Annotated in this window: 14 protein-coding genes and 1 tRNA gene; 12 read left to right on the top strand and 3 right to left on the bottom strand. The window is 61.8% G+C overall.

Annotated features, from left to right (window positions below; translation table 11 throughout):
• The first annotated feature begins 133 nt into the window (after positions 1–133).
• Genes pgaA through pgaD form a run of 4 tightly spaced genes read left to right on the top strand, consistent with a single transcriptional unit; the run spans position 134 to position 6505 of the window.
• The gene (gene pgaA, locus AC1DIS_RS24195; RefSeq protein ID WP_477744086.1) at positions 134–2614 is read left to right on the top strand and encodes a poly-beta-1,6 N-acetyl-D-glucosamine export porin PgaA; all 2481 of its coding nucleotides are present in this window, start codon (positions 134–136) and stop codon (positions 2612–2614) included.
• Positions 2615–2626: 12 nt separating this feature from the next.
• Positions 2627–4624, top strand: coding sequence for a poly-beta-1,6-N-acetyl-D-glucosamine N-deacetylase PgaB (gene pgaB / locus AC1DIS_RS24190; RefSeq protein WP_064615770.1), 1998 nt, complete (start codon positions 2627–2629; stop codon positions 4622–4624).
• Position 4625: 1 nt separating this feature from the next.
• Positions 4626–5981, top strand: a complete 1356-nt coding sequence (gene pgaC, locus AC1DIS_RS24185) for a poly-beta-1,6-N-acetyl-D-glucosamine synthase (RefSeq protein ID WP_018929378.1) — start codon at positions 4626–4628, stop codon at positions 5979–5981.
• Positions 5978–6505 carry a poly-beta-1,6-N-acetyl-D-glucosamine biosynthesis protein PgaD gene (gene pgaD, locus AC1DIS_RS24180; RefSeq protein WP_018929377.1) on the top strand — a complete coding sequence of 176 codons (528 nt, stop codon included), beginning with the start codon at positions 5978–5980 and terminating at the stop codon, positions 6503–6505. Before pgaC ends, pgaD begins: the two co-directional genes overlap by 4 nt.
• 155 nt (positions 6506–6660) lie before the next feature.
• On the opposite strand, the gene AC1DIS_RS24175 is transcribed toward pgaD, so the two are convergent.
• Positions 6661–8190, bottom strand: coding sequence for an FAD-dependent oxidoreductase (locus AC1DIS_RS24175; RefSeq protein ID WP_086944188.1), 1530 nt, complete (start codon positions 8188–8190; stop codon positions 6661–6663).
• 140 nt (positions 8191–8330) lie between these two features.
• Here AC1DIS_RS24175 and AC1DIS_RS24170 point away from each other — a divergent pair, with 140 nt between their 5' ends.
• The 5 genes from AC1DIS_RS24170 (at position 8331) to AC1DIS_RS24150 (ending at position 12209) form a co-directional block, all read left to right on the top strand.
• Positions 8331–8891: a YbhB/YbcL family Raf kinase inhibitor-like protein gene (locus AC1DIS_RS24170; protein WP_018929375.1), complete on the top strand. Its 561-nt coding sequence runs from the start codon at positions 8331–8333 to the stop codon at positions 8889–8891.
• Between the two features lie 87 nt (positions 8892–8978).
• Positions 8979–10712 (top strand): vWA domain-containing protein, encoded by a 1734-nt coding sequence (locus AC1DIS_RS24165; RefSeq protein ID WP_477744088.1) that lies wholly within the window; start codon positions 8979–8981, stop codon positions 10710–10712.
• 8 nt (positions 10713–10720) lie between these two features.
• Positions 10721–11302, top strand: a complete 582-nt coding sequence (locus tag AC1DIS_RS24160; RefSeq protein WP_477744089.1) for an RNA polymerase sigma factor — start codon at positions 10721–10723, stop codon at positions 11300–11302.
• The gene (locus AC1DIS_RS24155; protein ID WP_477744090.1) at positions 11299–11919 is read left to right on the top strand and encodes a hypothetical protein; all 621 of its coding nucleotides are present in this window, start codon (positions 11299–11301) and stop codon (positions 11917–11919) included. The genes AC1DIS_RS24160 and AC1DIS_RS24155 overlap by 4 nt, the downstream gene beginning before the upstream one ends.
• Before the next feature lie 20 nt (positions 11920–11939).
• Positions 11940–12209: a hypothetical protein gene (locus AC1DIS_RS24150; RefSeq protein WP_018929371.1), complete on the top strand. Its 270-nt coding sequence runs from the start codon at positions 11940–11942 to the stop codon at positions 12207–12209.
• A 79-nt stretch (positions 12210–12288) separates the two neighbouring features.
• Here the strand turns inward: AC1DIS_RS24150 and AC1DIS_RS24145 are convergent.
• A tRNA-Arg gene (locus AC1DIS_RS24145) sits at positions 12289–12365 on the bottom strand.
• Positions 12366–12714: 349 nt separating this feature from the next.
• On the opposite strand from AC1DIS_RS24145, the gene gabD reads away from it, so the two are divergent.
• The 3 genes from gabD to AC1DIS_RS24130 all read left to right on the top strand — a co-directional run bounded on the left by gabD (position 12715) and on the right by AC1DIS_RS24130 (position 16983).
• Complete coding sequence (gabD, locus tag AC1DIS_RS24140; protein ID WP_205887049.1) at positions 12715–14157, top strand: NADP-dependent succinate-semialdehyde dehydrogenase; 1443 nt, start codon at positions 12715–12717, stop codon at positions 14155–14157.
• Positions 14158–14354: 197 nt separating this feature from the next.
• Positions 14355–15632 carry a 4-aminobutyrate--2-oxoglutarate transaminase gene (gene gabT, locus AC1DIS_RS24135; protein ID WP_018929369.1) on the top strand — a complete coding sequence of 426 codons (1278 nt, stop codon included), beginning with the start codon at positions 14355–14357 and terminating at the stop codon, positions 15630–15632.
• Between the two features lie 136 nt (positions 15633–15768).
• A complete protein-coding gene (locus AC1DIS_RS24130) occupies positions 15769–16983 on the top strand; it encodes an HDOD domain-containing protein (protein ID WP_477745549.1) in 1215 nt (404 codons plus the stop codon).
• 48 nt (positions 16984–17031) lie between these two features.
• Here AC1DIS_RS24130 and AC1DIS_RS24125 read toward each other — a convergent pair whose 3' ends face one another.
• Positions 17032–18021 carry a GGDEF domain-containing protein gene (locus tag AC1DIS_RS24125; protein WP_018929367.1) on the bottom strand — a complete coding sequence of 330 codons (990 nt, stop codon included), beginning with the start codon at positions 18019–18021 and terminating at the stop codon, positions 17032–17034.
• Positions 18022–18242: the final 221 nt, after the last annotated feature.

The raw sequence follows: 18242 nt of genomic DNA, 5'->3' as shown, positions 1-18242 counted from the left end.
TGTCTTGAATTATTGACTACGCTTGCATGCAAGACTGTTTCGATAAAGCTTGGCCGGGTCTTTCGATCCGGCTTTCCGTCACAAGTGGGCAAGGGGCATTGCGACCCGGCTGGCCATGTAAGGATGCTGACGAATGCCGCGTATTGCTGGTCCCTTTATTCACCGTGGGCTGCGCCCCTTGTTTCGCGTTGCGCTGTGCGGCCAATTGTTGTGGCCGGTGCTGGCGCTCGCCGATACCCCTTACGATCAAATGGTTCGCGATGCGCGGGCCGGCAATTACACGCCTGCGCTGACGGTGTTGCGCCAGGTGCCGGTAAGCCAGGCCTCCACTGGCCAGATCAGCGATCACTTGCAGATCGCCAGTTGGGCCGGTCTGGATGCCGAAGTGGTACAGGTCTATGAAACCCAGGGACGTGATCGAGCGTTGCCGGTCCAGGCCCTGACTGCCACCGCGCGGGCCTATCGCAACCTCAAGCGTTGGGACTCGGCGACCCAGGTGTACAACAAGGCCCTGGCTCTTGAACCGCAAAATGCCGACCTGCAGCTGGGCCTGGCGATGACCCAGGCCGACGCCGGTAAACCTGACGAGGCGGTTGCCCGCGCCAGGGCTCTGGTGGCGGCGAAACCGGATGATCCTGGCCGCCGTCTGGCTTTGGCCTACGCCTTGACCCGCGCCGGTGCCACTTACGATGCGCTGTTTGAATACGACCAGGCCTTCACCCGCGCCGGCAGCAAACCCGAAGTCGCTCGGGAATACGTGATTGCCCTGCAACGCGCTCGTTTGCCGGAGCCGGCCTTGCGCCTGGCGCGTCAGCGGCCGGGGTTGATTGATCCGGTCACGCAACGCCGTCTCGAAGGTGACCTGGCCGCCGAACGCGTGCGCCTGGCCGAACTCGCCACCCGCAGCGAAAAAGAACGTTATGTGATCGCCGATCGGGCCCTGGCCGATTACGACCAGTTGCTGGCGACCTGGACGCCGGACCCTGCGGCCCACGATGACGTCATCCGCTGGCGAATCGACCGCATGGGCGCCCTCAAGGCCCGTGCACGCACCGCCGATGTGATCACCGAATACCAGAAGCTGCTCGCCGAAGGCGTGAAGATTCCGACCTATGCCCTGCGTTGGGTGGCGTCGTCCTATCTGGATCAGCGTCAGCCGGAAATCGCCACCGATTTGTATCGCCAGGTGCTGGTGGCGCCGGATGCCGATGTCGGCGATCGCCTGGAAGACAGCACCGCGCTCTATTACTCCCTGCTCGAAAGCGACAAGGCCGATGATGCGCGCAAGGTCGCCGAGGACCTGGCCAAGACCCAAAAGCCACGGGTCGAGCTCAAGGGCTTGCCGGTGGGCAACCCCAACGATGAATGGATGGACGCGCAGCAACTCGCCGCCCAGGCCGGCACCTACGGCGCCGACCTGCCATCGGGCGAGCAGCGTTTACAGGCGTTGGTGGATCAGGCGCCGGGCAACATCGGCCTGCGCCTGGCTCAGGCCGATCTGTACCTGGCCCGGGACTGGCCACGACGCGCCGAGAATCAGCTCAAGGAAACCGAGAGCATGGCCCCGCGGGATATCGGGCTGGAAGTCGCTCAGGGCCACACTGCCATGGACCTGCAGGAATGGCGGCAGATGGATGCGCTGACCGACGATGTGGTCGCGCGTTTTCCGGACAACCGTCAGGTGCAGCGTTTGCAGCGTCAGCGTGCGGTCCATGATATGGCCGAGCTGCGAGTGCAGGCCTACGGCGGCAAGAGTTATGGCGGCGGCAACGGCGATGTCGGGGCGGTCAACGGCAGCCGCGATTTCGGCATCGAAACCACGCTGTACAGCCCGCCCATCGATGAAGACTGGCGCCTGTTCGTCGGTGCCGGCTACGCCACTGGCGATTTCCAGGAAGGCACCGGCCACCATCGCTTCCAGCGTGTCGGGCTCGAACGCCGGACCCGTGACATGTCCCTGGAAGCGGAAGTTTCCAACCATTCCTACGGCTTTGGCGATAAACAGGGCGCGCGCCTGGCGATTGCCCGAGATATCGACGATCACTGGCAGTACGGCGGCAGCCTCGAATACCTGTCGGCACAAACGCCGTTGCGAGCGTTGAACAGCGACATCACGGCCAACGGCGGCAGCGGCTTTATCCGCTGGCGCGCCAATGAAAGCCGTGAGTGGAGACTGGCCGTCAGCCCCTCGCACTTCAGCGACGGCAACAACCGTATCGAAGCTGTGCTCACTGGTCGCGAGGGCATTTATCGCGCGCCGGGGCTGCAAGTCGACCTCGGTCTGGAAGTCGGCAGCAGCCATAACTCCAAGTCCGACGACGTGCCGTACTTCAACCCCAAATCCGACTTAAGCGTGCTGCCGACGGTGAACGTCAATCACGTGCTCTACCACCGCTACGAAACCTCCTGGAGCCAGCAGTTCCAGGCCGGTGCGGGCACTTACAGCCAGCGCGATCACGGCACCGGCGGTATCGCCCTGCTGGGCTACGGCCAGCGCTACAGCTGGAACGACGTGTTCGAGGTGGGCGGCCTGCTGAGCGTGATCAACCGGCCATTTGACGGTGACCGGGAAACCGATCTGCGCCTGCTCGTCGACCTTACTTACCGCTTCTAGAAGAGTTTGAAGATGCCTTTTATTTCGCGTTTCATCCTCCTGCTGGGAGTGCTGTTGATCAGCGCCTGTGCCCAGCAAGCTCCGACCTTCGTACCGCCGTCCGAACGTACAGTGTCGGCCAATGAAAAGCCGTGGCCGAAAAACCATGTATTGGGGATCGCTTACCACGATGTCGAAGACCGCGACCCCGATCAGGCGGTGGTGGCCGTGCGCACCGAGCGCATGATCGAGCAACTGGCATGGTTGCGGGAGAACAACTACCAACCGGTCACCGTTGACCAGATCATCGCCGCTCGCAATGGCGGCCCTGAATTGCCGCCACGGGCGATCCTGCTGAGTTTCGACGACGGTTATTCGAGTTTCTACACCCGCGTGTTGCCGGTGCTGCGTGCCTATAACTGGCACGCCTTGCTGGCGCCGGTCGGGGTGTGGATCGACACGCCGCCGAACCAGCCAGTCGACTTCGCCGGCACACCGCGCAAGCGTTCGGATTTCCTGACCTGGGAGCAGATCCGCGAGATTTCCCGGTCCGGCCTGGTGGAAATCGCCGCCCACACCGACGCCAGCCACAAAGGCGTGTTGGCCAACCCGCAAGGCAACCTGCAGCCGGCGGCCGCGACCCGGCGCTATGACGCCGCCACCGGTCGCTATGAAACCGAAGCCCAATTCCAGGCCCGGATGCGCGCCGACGTAGCGGCCATCTCGGAGAAGATCCGCAAGGTCACTGGTTACAAACCGCGAGTCTGGGTCTGGCCGTACGGCGTGGCGGATGGCACCTCGCTGCAAGTGATCAACGACCAGGGTTATAAGATGGCTCTGACACTGGACGACGGCCTCGATGCCCTCGACAACCTGATGAGCAGCCCGCGCTTTCTGGTGGCCTCGGACCCGGATGGCGAACACTTCGCCAACAGCGTCGTCGCGGTGCAGGCCGAATCGCCGATGCGCGTGGTGCATGTGGACCTGGACAACGTCTACGACCCGGACCCGGCCCAACAGGAAATCAACCTCGGCAAACTGATCCAGCGCATGGCCGACATGGGCGCCAACACGGTGTTCCTGCAAGCCTTCGCCGACCCTGCGGGCGATGGCCTGGTGCATTCGCTGTACTTCCCCAACCGCCACCTGCCGATGCGTGCCGATATCTTTGACCGTGTGGCCTGGCAGCTGCGCACCCGGGCTCACGTCAAAGTTTTCGCGTGGATGCCGGTGCTGAGTTTTGCCCTGGATTCGAAGCTGCCGCGAGTCACTCGCTGGGACCCGAAAACCGGCACTACGTCGATCGATCCGGACCAGTACAAGCGCTTGTCACCGTTCGATCCGAACGTGCGGCGCATCATCGGTGAAATCTACGAAGACGTGGCCCGCCTGACCTCGGTCGACGGCATCCTCTATCACGATGACGCGGTGCTGTCGGACTTCGAAGACGCCGGCCCCGAAGCCCTGAAAATCTATGCCGCCAACGGTCTGCCCGGTTCGATTGCCGCCCTGCGCGAGGATCCGGCCACCCTGCAACGCTGGACGCGGTTCAAGAGCCGCTACCTGATCGATTTCACCCATGAGCTGACCGCCAAGGTTCGCGCCATTCGCGGCCCGCAAGTGAAAACGGCGCGCAATATTTTCGCCGAGCCGATGCTCAACCCCGAGAGCGAAGCCTGGTTTGCGCAGAATCTCGACGACTTCCTGGGCGCCTACGACTGGACGGCACCGATGGCCATGCCACTGATGGAAAAACAGAGCCATCAGCAATCCGGCCCCTGGCTTGAAGCACTGGTGGCGACGGTCAAATCGCGCCCCGGCGCCCTCGACCGCACGGTGTTCGAATTGCAGGCCCGCGACTGGACGAAAAATAAACACGCCGACATCGACGGCGGGCAGCTGGCTGACTGGATGGGCCGCCTCAAGCGTCAGGGCGCCACCAGTTTCGGCTACTACCCAGACAACTTCCTCGAGAACCAGCCGGACCTGAAAGCCGTGCGGCCGGCGCTCTCCAACAAGTGGAATCCATAACATGCTGGACAGACTTCTGGCCCTATTGGTTCTGGCGATCGTCCTGGGGGTTCCCCTCGGGTTGATCTTTCTGGTCACCGGGCAATTCCTGATGGACTTCGTGTTCTTCTACCCACTGTTCATGTCGGGGCTGTGGATCGCCGGCGGCCTGTATTTCTGGCTGCACTGGGAGCGGCACTGGCCGTGGCAGGACGACACCTTGCCGCCACCATTGGCCGGCGAACCGCTGATCTCGATCCTGATCCCTTGCTACAACGAAGGCGACAACGCCGCCGATACCATCCACGCGGCGCTGGCCCAGCATTACCCGAACATCGAAGTGATCGCGATCAACGACGGCTCCAAGGACAACACCGCCGCGGTGCTCGACGCACTGGCGGCGCAGGATCCGCGTTTGCGGGTGCTGCACCTGGCGGAGAACCAGGGCAAGGCCGTTGCCCTGCGCATGGGCGCCATCGCGGCGCGCAGCGAGTACCTGGTGTGCATCGACGGTGACGCGCTGCTGGCGCCGAACACCGCGGCCTATCTGGTGGCGCCGATGCTCGACAACGCGCGACTGGGCGCCGTGACCGGCAACCCGCGAATCCGCACCCGTTCGACCCTGATCGGCCGGGTACAGGTCGGCGAGTTCTCCTCGATCATCGGCCTGATCAAGCGTACCCAGCGGGTGTTCGGGCGGATCTTTACCGTCTCTGGGGTGATCGTCGCCTTCCGTCGTACGGCCCTGAACCGGGTCGGCTACTGGAGCCCGGACATGATCACCGAAGACATCGACATCAGTTGGAAGCTGCAACTGGATCACTGGAGCATTTTCTACGAGCCCCGCGCGTTGTGCTGGATCCTCATGCCGGAAACCCTCGGCGGCCTGTGGAAGCAGCGCTTGCGCTGGGCCCAGGGCGGCGCCGAGGTGTTGTTCAAGAACATCCGGGGCATCTGGCAATACCGCCATCGTTACCTGTGGCCGCTGCTGTTCGAATACTGCCTGTCCACCGGTTGGGCCTTCACCTTCCTGTTGTCGGTGATTTTCTGGGGTGTCGGCAACTTCGTCGAAATGCCGCCCGCCATTGCCGTCCATCACCTGATGCCGCCGGCCTTTACCGGGCTGCTATTGGCGGTGGTTTGCCTGGTGCAATTCGCGGTCAGCATCATGATCGATCGCCGTTACGAAAAAGGGCTCGGCAGGACCATGTTCTGGGTGGTCTGGTACCCGCTGGTGTTCTGGTTCATCAGCCTGCTCACCACCCTGGTCAGCTTCCCCAAAGTGCTGTTTGGCCAACATCAGAAGCGCGCGCGGTGGGTCAGTCCGGACCGGGGCATCAAGCCGCTGGATGACGATGAAGAGGAGGTCATCAAATGAAAATCATCAGAACCCGGCAGCGGCCCTTTTTGGTCGTTCTCGATGTTTTCTTCACCGTGCTGGCCTGGATCGGGCTGCTGTATTTGCTGGCGCGGGGTCTGTGGCCGTTGATCGATACCCATGACGGGCCGCGCATCGATGGGTCGTTTTTCGACGCCCTCGGCACATTGCAGATCTACCTGTGGGTGGCGCTGTTCAACGCGGTGATCCTGATTGGCTGGGCGCGTTATCAACAGCGCAAAAGCAAGAGCTTCGCCCAGCGCCGTTTGCCGGCGCCGGTGGTGGACGATCAGGGGCTGAGCAAAAGCTTCAAGCTCACCGGCGACCGGCTGGAGAAACTGCGCGCACCGGGCTCGATGACCATTCACAACGATCAGGAAGGCGATGTCAGTCACGTCGTTACGCACTTTACCCCGGTCGACCCGTCTCAACTGCCGCCGCCTTTGGCGCCATTGGAACATCCACTCGTGATCCGCCTGCCGGCCGAAGATGATGACAACCGCGAGCCGATAAGCCATCTCTAGGTATATGTTCATCTGTGGCGAGGGAGCTTGCTCCCGCTGGAGGCCGAAGGTCTCCCGATGCCATTAACCGCGCTGTCGTTGATAGAGCGCGGTCACCGATTTTGCGTCTGCTTCGCAGACGAACGGGAGCAAGCTCCCTCGCCACTAAGTCGCCGTCAGCTCAGGTCCCGAACCAGGCGCCACGCCTCGTCCATCGACAGCGGTTGTTTCATCCGTTCGGCGAGCATCGCCATGGCCCGTTCCTGATCGCAGGCAACGGCTGCCGCTACCACGCCGTTTTTGGCGAACAGGCCAATAAACGGTGGATGCTCTGGGTCGCCTTTGAATTCAACCTCGTCCCAGGCCTCGGCGTGTCCGAGGTAGTCGTAGTTTTTGCCGAAGTGCCAGGTCCAGAAATACGGCACGTCGAGGTAGCGTTCGTCGCCGCCGAGCATATTCGCCGCTGCAATCCGCGCCTGTTGCTGGGCCAGGCGCCAGTGTTCGATCCGTTGGGGCTGGCCATTGAGCGGGAAGGTCGCGATATCGCCGACGGCCCAGAGCCCGTCGGTCACGCGCATGCCGCCGTCGACCTTCAATGACTGATCTTTTTCCTTCGGCAGATCGGTAAACGGGGTGGTCGCCGGGGTGACGCCAATGCCGACCAGCACCAGATCCGCCGGCAAGCGCTGGCCATTGTCCAGCAGCACCGCTTCGACTTTGCCTGTGCCTTCGATCTTCGCCGCTTCGCCATCGGTATGAAACACCACACCATTGGCCTCGTGCAGGGCACGAATCGCCTTGCCGACGGCCTCGCCGAATTGCGCCTCGAAAGGGATGGCATGGCGGGTCAGGACGGTGACATCCAAGCCGTACTGACGCAGGGATGAAGCGGATTCCAGACCAATGAAGCTGCCGCCGACAATCACTGCCCTTTGACCCGGTTTTGCGGTGGTCAGAATCTGCTGCGCCTGCGCCTTCGAGCGCAACACGAACACCTGCGGCAGATCGGCGCCTGGCAGCGACAGGGATTTTGGTATGCCGCCGGTGGCAATCACCGCGGCGTCATAGCTCAACGATTGACCATCGGCCAGGCGCAGGGTCCGGTTCGGTGCATCCAGGCCCATCACATCGCTGTTTATCCGTTCGATGCGCTGTTCCCGATAAAAGTCTTCATCGCGCAGCGGCGGAACTTCGTCCGGTGGCATTTCCCCGGCAATCACGAATTTGCTCAATGCCGTACGGTCGTATCCGGCTTCGGGCTCACGGTCGATCAGTAGCACCCGACCGCCGAAGCCTTTCTCCCGCAGCGCCGCCGCGCAGGCCGTCCCCGCTGCACCGGCGCCGATGATCGCAAAGGTCCGCTTATCATCCTCCGGCGGTGTGCTGGGGCCGGGCATCGGCTGGTCGTCGACCCAGACCTCATCGTCGCGCAACTCCAGCGGATAGCGCCGCAGACTGTCCAGGGACGGTGGCTCGCACAGCGCTCCGTCTTCGAGCCGATAAGCCGCCTTGTGCCACGGGCAGATCAGCCGGCCCTCACACAGCGCACCTTTGGCCAAGGGAGCCCCGGCGTGGGGGCATCTGCCCTGATAGGCGCGCAATTGATCGCCGACCCGCAGCAAGACGATTTTCATCTTGTCGATCCGGACTTCAAGGCCACGGTCGAGGGGCACATCGGCGAAACGGGCGACGCGGTGCAGTGCCATGATCGATCTCCAGGCAGGTATTTCACTTAGGAGTTTGGCGCTTATTCCGAGGTTCAGCCAATTCCCACTGCCACCGCACGAACGGTCCGGCTATAGTTTGCGTGCCGACGACGGCCCCACCCCGCACAAGGTGCTCCGGTATGACCCGATTGACCTCTTTGAACCCTTGGCTGGCGGCCGTTGCAGTCGCCCTTTGCGTGCAGTTACCGGCGCAGGCCCAGGAGCGTTTCACCCTCAGCATCCCCGGCGTTTCAGACAATCGGCTGTTCACGTCGGCGGAGGCCAGCGATGCCAGCGGTTGCGGTGGCAAGAATCAGTCTCCGGCCCTGAGCTGGAGCGCCGGCCCCCAGGGCACCCTCAGCTACGCCATCGTCATGCACGACCCGGACGGCCAGAAAGGCCTGGGCGTCGATCACTGGATTCGTTACGGCATCAAGGCCACGACGCGGCAGATCCCGGCCGGTGTCGGCACTAAATCCACCCTCGAAGGCGTGGGTGGCACCAACATCAAAGGCACCACCACCTACATCGGCCCGTGCCCGCCCATCGGTGACAGCACCCATCACTACATCATCCAGATCTACGCCCTGGACCTGGCGCCAGAAGCCTTGCCTGCCGGCCTGACCCGCGCGCAGTTGCTGGAACAGATCAAAGGCCATGTGCTGAAAAACAGCAGCGTGGTGCGGCGTTATCACCGCTGAAGATTTTTCACTTAGGCTTAACCCGAACCCGGCGGGCTGTCCGTCTCAGAGGATGAATGAGTCAATTTCCTCCTGAGGTCAGCCCCCATGTCCCTTCCTCTGCATGTCCTCCGCCCGGCCGCCCAGGGTTTCGCCGCCGGGTTGCTGCTGGCCGTTGCCGGTTGCGGCGGTTCATCCACACCACCCTCTGAGACGGGCAACCCGGCAGCGGTTGCGCCTCCGGCTCAAAATGCGCCGAAAACCGAAGCATTGGTGCGCGAAGCGGCCATGGCGGACACCGCGATGGCCAAGCGCAGCGCACGACCTGGCCCGTTGGTCGCTTTCGCGCCAGTGCCCGCGGGTGAAACTTATCCACAGGGCTACCGGGATGAACAGCGCGAGCAATATCAGGCGCTGGCGGATAACCCGATTCACAGCGTGGCCGAAGCGCCGGTCTCGACCTTCAGCGCCGATGTCGATACCGGCGCGTACGCCAATGTCCGGCGCTTGCTCAATCAGGGGCGTTTACCGCCGGAAGGGGCGGTGCGGCTGGAAGAGATGGTCAATTACTTCCCCTACGATTACGCCTTGCCCACCGACGGCTCGCCATTTGGCGTGACCACCGAACTGGCGCCGTCACCCTGGAACCTGCATACCCGATTGCTGCGTATCGGCATCAAGGCCTCCGATCGCGCGGTGGCAACGCTGGCCCCAGCGAACCTGGTATTTCTGGTGGACGTGTCCGGTTCCATGGACCGTCGCGAAGGCCTGCCTCTGGTCAAAAGCACCCTGAAATTGCTGGTCGATCAATTGCGCGAGCAGGACCGGGTTTCGCTGGTGGTCTACGCCGGAGAATCCCGTGTGGTGCTGGAGCCGACTTCCGGACGGGAAAAAGCGAAAATTCGTACCGCCATCGAGCAATTGACGGCGGGCGGTTCGACGGCCGGCGCGTCGGGTATCGAACTGGCTTACCAAATGGCGCAACAGGCGTTTATCCCCAAAGGCATCAACCGCATCCTGCTAGCCACCGACGGTGACTTCAACGTCGGCATCAGCGACTTCGACAGCCTCAAGCAAATGGCTGTGGATAAACGCAAGACTGGCGTGTCCCTGACCACCCTGGGTTTTGGTGTGGATAACTACAATGAACACCTGATGGAACAACTGGCCGACGCCGGCGACGGTAACTACGCCTACATCGACAACCTGCGCGAGGCGCGCAAAGTGCTGGTGGATCAACTCGGCTCGACCCTCGCGGTGGTGGCGAAAAACGTGAAGCTGCAGGTGGAGTTCAACCCGGCTCAGGTCAGCGAATATCGGCTGTTGGGCTATGAGAACCGTGCCCTGAAGCGTGAGGATTTCAGCAACGACAAAGTCGACGCCGGAGAAATCGGCGCAGGGCACACGGTGACGGCGCTGTACGAAATTGTGCCCAAGGGCGAGAAGGGCTGGCTGGAACCGTTGCGCTACGGCAATTCCGGGGCAGAAGTTTCCGCAAAAACCGGAGAATTGGCGATGCTGCGGGTGCGTTATCAGTTGCCGGAAGGTGGGAACAGTCGCTTGATCGAGCGGCCAATCATGAAGGGTGAGACCGGCAAATTCTCGGCCGCCAGCGATGACCTGCGCTTTGCCGCCGCCGTCGCTGCGTTTTCCCAGCAGCTCAAGGACGGGCGCTACACCGGTAATTTCAGCTTGAAAGACACCGAAACCCTGGCCCGTGGCGCACGGGGTGATGATCAGTTCGGCCTGCGCGGAGAGTTCGTGCAATTGGTGGAATTGGCGCAGAGCCTGCGAGCCTCCACCGCCTCTAATCAGCCGCCCAACGACAACCGGATAGAGTGAAAGCTGAGATGTCCGATCCTGCAATCAGCTCAACCGCCAGCAGCGATGAATCGCTGCTGGCGCGCTACCGCTCTGGCGACGGGCCGGCGTTCGAAGTTTTGTACTCCCGCCACCGCCAGGGCCTGTATCGATTCCTTCTCGGCCTCAGCGGCAAACCCGAACTGGCCGAAGAGGTGTACCAGGAAACCTGGCTGAGCCTGATCCGCAGCACCAGTCAGCCACAAGGCCGGGCGAACTTTCGTACCTGGCTCTACCAGATTGCCCGCAACCGACTGATCGATCACTGGCGCAAACATGGTGTCCACAACCCCTTGCACGACAGCTATGACGAACAGGCCCACGCCCTGATCGACGACGCAGCCGACCCTGAACAACTGCTGAGTCTGAGCCGCGACGGTCAACGCCTCGAAACCGCCCTGCAAACCCTGCCCGCCGACCAGCGCGAAGTGTTCTTGCTGCGCGCCCACGGCGACCTCGACCTGCCGCAGATCGCCACCCTCACCGAAACACCGCTGGAAACCGTTAAAAGCCGCTTGCGCTACGCCCAGCAAAAACTGCGTCGGCTGCTGGCCGAGGAGGTACTGACATGACTGACGCCAAACAAACACCGTCATCGCCCGACGATGAAATGCTCAAGCATTTTCGCGATCACAGCAGCGGCGAACCACCGGCGCACCTCGACGCCTTCATCCTCGCCACCGCGCACCGCGAAGCCCCCGCGCCGAAGCCGAACCTGTGGCAACGCTGGCTCCACGCCTGCCAACAGCCCCGCTGGCAAGTGGCATTCGCCAGCCTCGTCGGCGTCGCGCTGATGCTGGCGCTGGTGCAACGCACGCCCGAGCAATTGCCGAATTACGACTTCGCGCCTGCGCCGAAAGCGTCYGCACCGGCCGCCAAACAGGAAGCCGCTGCCCGCTCCCAGGCCGCACCGGCCGAGGCTTTGTCCGCGCCCGCACCGGCTGCGCCGATGGCGGATTTTGCTGCACCGATGCAGCGCGAGTCGATCAACAGCGAAATGGCCGACGAAGCCAAACTCAGCAAACGCGCCGCCGCGCCGGTCAAGTCACTGGATGATCAATTACGTGAAGTGATACGCCTGCAAGAGGCCGGACAAACCCAAGCCGCCGAGGCGCTGATGACGACATTGCACAAGCGCTTTCCCAAGGAAAACCTGGCGGCCAAACTCAAGGAAATGCAGAAAGAATGAGCTGAACAGCGGTCGCCGATTTGGCATCGACACCCGAAAGCGCGCACTATCAGCCCATAGCCGATGCGTTGGAGGATGCCGTGGCCCAAAAAATCGACCGCATCGCCCAAATGCTCAACTGCCCGGTGAAGGGTGAGGAACTGAGGCGAGCAGTGACTGAGAGTCGTAAGGAGTTTCTTCTGGCGAAGCAGGCAGAAGAGGATCTTGAGGAAGACGTTCTTGATGATGAGTTGATCGAGGACGAAGACGACGATGATGAGTACGACGAGTTTGATTGGACGACAGAATGAAAAAACCGCTTTGGCGGTTTTTTTGTGCCCACAAAAAAGCCCCAGACCCTAAGACCTGAGGCTTTCTCGTTTCTACATATGGTGCACCAGGCGGGATTCGAACCCACGACCCCTGCCTTCGGAGGGCAGTACTCTATCCAGCTGAGCTACTGGTGCAATGCGGGCGCCATGATACTCATATGCGCTGCGGGCGTCCATGCTGCTGAATCGTCTGCGTTTTTCCAAAGCGTAACCTACGGTTGCTACGCTGATCCGAAAAAATAGGCAAATGCGGCGTTTACGTTCTTTTTTTCGAACAGCCTATTGTCCTTTACCCCCTTTGATCCTAGGATTCGTTTGAGATTTCAAACGCTCTTGTCTGGGTGCTGAACCGCACGAGTTCGATCAGTGCGCTATTTATGTGCTTCAGCCCGGTGAATGATTTCCCTGACGGCAGCCTATAAGGCGCCTTTCTACAATCATAATTCGCTCCGCGCTGGCCGCGGTGCTGTTAAGGAAAGCCGACATGCAGCTTAAAGACACCCAGTTGTTCCGCCAGCAAGCCTTTATCGATGGCGCTTGGGTCGATGCGGACAACGGTCAGACGATCAAGGTCAATAACCCGGCAACGGGCGAAATTCTGGGTACTGTGCCGAAAATGGGCGCTGCCGAAACCCGCCGTGCAATCGAAGCCGCTGACAAAGCGCTGCCGGCCTGGCGTGCACTGACCGCCAAGGAGCGCGCAAACAAGCTGCGTCGCTGGTTCGAGCTGATCATCGAAAATCAGGACGACCTGGCTCGCCTGATGACCCTGGAGCAGGGCAAGCCATTGGCTGAAGCCAAGGGCGAGATCGTTTACGCCGCTTCCTTTATCGAGTGGTTCGCCGAAGAAGCCAAGCGCATCTACGGTGACGTGATTCCGGGCCACCAGCCAGACAAGCGCCTGATCGTGATCAAGCAGCCGATCGGCGTGACCGCTGCGATTACTCCGTGGAACTTCCCGGCTGCAATGATCACCCGTAAAGCAGGCCCGGCCCTGGCCGCCGGTTGCACCATGGTGCTCAAGCCTGCATCGCAAACTCCGTTCTCTGCATTCGCCCTGGCTGAACTGGCCCAGCGTGCCGGTATTCCGAACGGCGTGTTCAGTGTGGTGACCGGGAGCGCCGGCGACATTGGCAGCGAGCTGACCGGCAACCCGATCGTGCGCAAACTGTCGTTCACCGGTTCGACCGAAATCGGTCGTCAGCTGATGACCGAGTGCGCCAAGGACATCAAGAAAGTCTCGCTGGAACTGGGCGGCAACGCGCCGTTCATCGTGTTCGACGACGCGGACCTGGATAAGGCCGTCGAAGGCGCGATCATTTCCAAGTACCGCAACAACGGCCAGACCTGCGTCTGCGCCAACCGCCTGTACATTCAGGATTCGGTCTACGACGCGTTCGCCGAAAAACTGAAAGTGGCTGTGGCCAAACTCAAGATCGGCAACGGTCTGGAAGACGGCACCACTACTGGCCCGCTGATCGACGAAAAAGCCGTGGCCAAGGTGCAAGAGCACATTGCTGACGCCGTCGGCAAAGGCGCCACCGTGCTGGCGGGTGGCAAAAGCATGCAAGGCAACTTCTTCGAGCCGACCATCCTGACCAACGTGCCGAACAACGCTGCCGTGGCCAAGGAAGAAACCTTCGGTCCATTGGCGCCACTGTTCCGCTTCAAAGACGAAGCCGACGTGATCGCGATGTCCAACGACACCGAGTTCGGTCTGGCCTCGTACTTCTATGCGCGTGACCTGGGCCGTGTGTTCCGTGTGGCTGAAGCCCTGGAATACGGCATGGTCGGCGTCAACACCGGGTTGATCTCCAACGAAGTCGCGCCGTTCGGCGGCATCAAGGCGTCGGGCCTGGGCCGTGAAGGCTCCAAGTACGGCATCGAAGATTACCTGGAAATCAAATACCTCTGCCTGGGCATCTAAGCCCGAAGGGATAGGCCCGGCAAGGCATTGCTTCAAACGCAAAGGGCACGAGAGCGCTGTCCCTTTGCGCGCTTCAAACGGAATTTTCTCTGTGGCCGGGAACGCTGTGGCAGTCGATCATCGCATGCTGCCGTAGTTGCTTCCCCGCCGCTTAATCCTTGAACCACGCCGACCGATGAGCGGCGAATGAGGAATGTATGAGCAAGACTAACGCTGAGTTGATGGCCCGCCGTACCGCTGCCGTACCCCGTGGTGTTGGCCAGATTCACCCGATCTTCGCCGACCACGCGAAGAACGCCACCGTGACCGACGTTGAAGGTCGTGAGTTCATCGACTTCGCCGGCGGTATCGCCGTGCTGAACACCGGTCACTTGCACCCGAAAGTCATCGCCGCCGTGACTGCGCAGCTGAATAAGCTGACCCACACCTGCTTCCAGGTGCTGGCCTACGAGCCGTACGTGGAAGTGTGCGAAAAAATCAACGCCAAGGTGCCGGGTGATTTCGCCAAGAAAACCCTGCTGGTGACCACCGGCTCCGAAGCTGTGGAAAACTCCATCAAGATCGCCCGCGCCGCCACTGGCCGTGCCGGTGTGATCGCGTTCACCGGCGCTTACCACGGTCGCACCATGATGACCCTGGGCCTGACCGGTAAAGTCGTGCCTTACTCGGCCGGCATGGGCCTGATGCCAGGCGGCATCTTCCGCGCGCTGTACCCGAACGAACTGCACGGTGTGAGCATCGACGATTCGATCGCCAGCATCGAGCGCATCTTCAAGAACGATGCCGAGCCGCGTGATATCGCCGCGATCATCATCGAGCCGGTGCAGGGCGAAGGCGGTTTCTACGTCGCGCCTAAAGAGTTCATGAAGCGTCTGCGCGCCCTGTGCGACCAGCACGGCATTCTGTTGATCGCTGACGAAGTGCAAACGGGCGCTGGCCGTACCGGCACCTTCTTCGCCATGGAACAGATGGGCGTCGCCGCCGACCTGACCACCTTCGCCAAATCCATCGCTGGCGGCTTCCCGCTGGCCGGTGTGTGCGGCAAGGCCGAATACATGGACGCCATCGCTCCAGGTGGCCTGGGCGGCACTTACGCCGGTAGCCCGATCGCTTGCGCCGCGGCCCTGGCCGTGATGGAAGTGTTCGAAGAAGAGCACCTGCTGGACCGTTGCAAAGCGGTTGGCGAGCGTCTGGTGACTGGTCTGAAAGCCATTCAGGCCAAATACCCGGTGATCGGCGACGTGCGTGCCCTGGGTGCGATGATCGCTGTCGAGCTGTTCGAAAACGGCGACAGCCACAAGCCGAACCCGGCTGCTGTAGCCGCCGTTGTGGCCAAGGCTCGCGACAAGGGCCTGATCCTGCTGTCGTGCGGCACCTACGGCAACGTTCTGCGCGTGCTGGTACCGCTGACCGCGCCGGACGAGCAACTGGACAAAGGCCTGGCGATCATCGAAGAGTGCTTCGCCGAGCTCTGATCCGTTTGTGAACTGATCGACAAAAAACCCGCTTCGGCGGGTTTTTTTATGCCCCTTGAAACACATCAGGGGCAATTGGGCTGTATCGAATGGCCAGCATTGACTAAGGTGCAAGCATTGCCGTTGGAGTGTGCAGATGACTGCTGTGGTGTTACCCGCTGTACCGCGAGTGCTGATTGCCGAGGCGGACCCCTGGTCCCGCGACCTGCTCAAGCAGGTGTTGTTGAATGTGCGCTGCGACGCACGGCTGGACCTGTGTGCCGATGGCCAGGAAACGCTGCAGCTGTTGGCAGAGAACCCTTATGACCTGGTGATCGTCGACTGGGAGTTGCCCGGCGTCGATGGCCTGAATGTGTTGCGCAGTGTTCGTCAGCGCAAACGTAATCCGCCGTTGCCTTTCATTCTGATGAGCAGCCGCAACGACAGCGCCAGCGTGCGTGAAGCCTTGCCCCTGGCGCCCACGGCGTACCTGACCAAACCCCTGGACATGGAAAACCTGACCCAGCGTTTGCAGGATTTGCTGTTGAACGCGGGTGAAGAGGTGTCCTGCGAAGTGCCGTCTCTGGCGCCGGGCATGACCTTGTCGGTGTATCTGGAGCGGCGGCGCGAACTGGCCGACGGCGCGCCGCTGATGACCGATGTGCAGGTGGCGATCAAACGTAGCCTCAATCCCGATGGCCTCAATCTGGTGCGGCTTGAAGACGAGATCCGCACGGATCCGCAAGTCACCGCCGTGCTGATCGCCGCCGCCAACAGCGCGGCCCAGCATCATGGCGCCGCCGTGCAAACCCTGTCCCAGGCGTTGCATCGCTTGGGGACCGGGCAAAGCATGAACCTGATTCTGGGCCTCGCCCTCAAACGCAGTGCCCGGCTCAGTGATCCGCAACTGGCGGACTATGCCGAGCGCTATTGGGAATTGTCCCTGCACACCGCGGAATACGCGCGAACGCTGGCGCGCTTGCTGGATCTGGATCAGGAGCGCTGTTATTGCGCGGGCATGCTGCACCGCCTCGGCGACCTGGCGTTGCTGCGCTGTTTGCAGGAGTGGAAGCAGGCCGGTGGTGAGCTGGATGAATGGGAGGAAGTCGGCGATGCCCTGGCCGAATTCGGCGCGGCCTACGGTTCGGCGCTGCGTACCCGCTGGCGCCTGCCGCTGGAGCTGCGTGAGCTGATTGCGGCGGTTTATCAGCTCGGTGGCGGGGTTTACTCCCGCGAAGCGCTGGTGATGAACATGGCCGCGCAACTGGCGCGCCTGACCGAGCATGAGGGGATCGAGGCATTGGCCAAGAGCCGCACGGCGCGGTTGCTCAAGATCGGATTGCCGGAGCTGATGCGCTTGCGCAAAAAATAGGCTTTGTAGATCGTTCCCACGCAGAGCGTGGGAACGATCTACATGGGCTCAGCCAGAGATTATCCGGTTCTTGCCCTGGCGCTTGGCCTGGTACATCGCGGCATCGGCGCGGGCGAACAGGCTGTCGAGGTTTTCATCCTCGGGCGTGAGGCTGGTCAGGCCCTGGCTGACAGTGATGCCGAACGTCTGGTCGTCATGGCTGAAACTCAACCGTTGAATCTCCCGTTGCAGGCGCTCGGCCACTTGCATGGCCATGTCCGGTGCACATCCGGGGAACACCGCGGCGAATTCCTCACCGCCGATCCGCCCGAACAGATCACCACGCCGCAGGGCCGCGCGACCGCTCTCAGCGATGCGTTGCAGCACCTTGTCGCCTTCCGGATGGCCGTAGGTGTCGTTGATCACTTTAAAGTCATCGATGTCCAGCAGCAGGAAGGCCAGCGGCTTGCCTTGCTGGCGTGCCTGCTCGAATTCGTGATTGGCACATTCGAAGAAGTGTCGGCGGTTGCTGCTTTGGGTCAGCACGTCGGTGGTGGCCAGGCGGTGGAGCTCGGTTTCCATCTGCTTCTTTTCGGTGATGTCTTCGGCAATGCCGACGATGATCACTGGCTGACCCGGTTCGGCCTGGCGGTTGATGAAGCACTTGTCGCTGAGCCAGCGCACTTGGCCGTCGGCGGCGATGATGCGGTACTCGCGGTCTTCAACGGCGCCGTTGACCAGCACTTGCGCCAGGCTGCGCTCGGCGTAGTCCAGATCGTCGGGATAAACACTGTCGCGCCAGTGGTTGTAGTCGGACAGCAACAGGCCGGCGGGGCGGCCGAAGATCCGGTCATAGGCCGGGCTGACGTAGAGCACCTGACGGGTTTCCCAGTTGAATGCCCAAAGCACGGCGTTGACGCTGACCAGCAGCGAGCTGAACAGCTGTTCGCGTTCGCTCAGGCGCGCCACTTCGCCCTGCGCATGCATCAGCGCCATCAGCGTTTGCGCGGCCTCGGGCCACTGCGGAAGGGATGTGTCTTGTAGGTTTTTATTGACCATCGGCACAAGTCTCAAAGGGCGTGCCGCTATTTCGACAGCGGCCAACACAAAGCCCGCCGGGGTGGCGAAGTGTCTTTGAGATAGGAGATTTGGGGCGAAGTTCCCGCTTTTCGTGGCGAGGGAGCTTGCTCCCGCCGGGCGGTATTGGCGACGCGTTTTTTCAGTTAAAACGCGTCGTCAGGTATTGCGGCTGCTGCGCAGCCGAGCGGGAGCAAGCTCCC

The sequence above is a fragment of the Pseudomonas sp. 05N433 genome, assembly GCF_056396925.1.
Note: the sequence above shows the minus strand (reverse complement) of the source record. Positions and strands in the feature narration are given on the sequence as shown.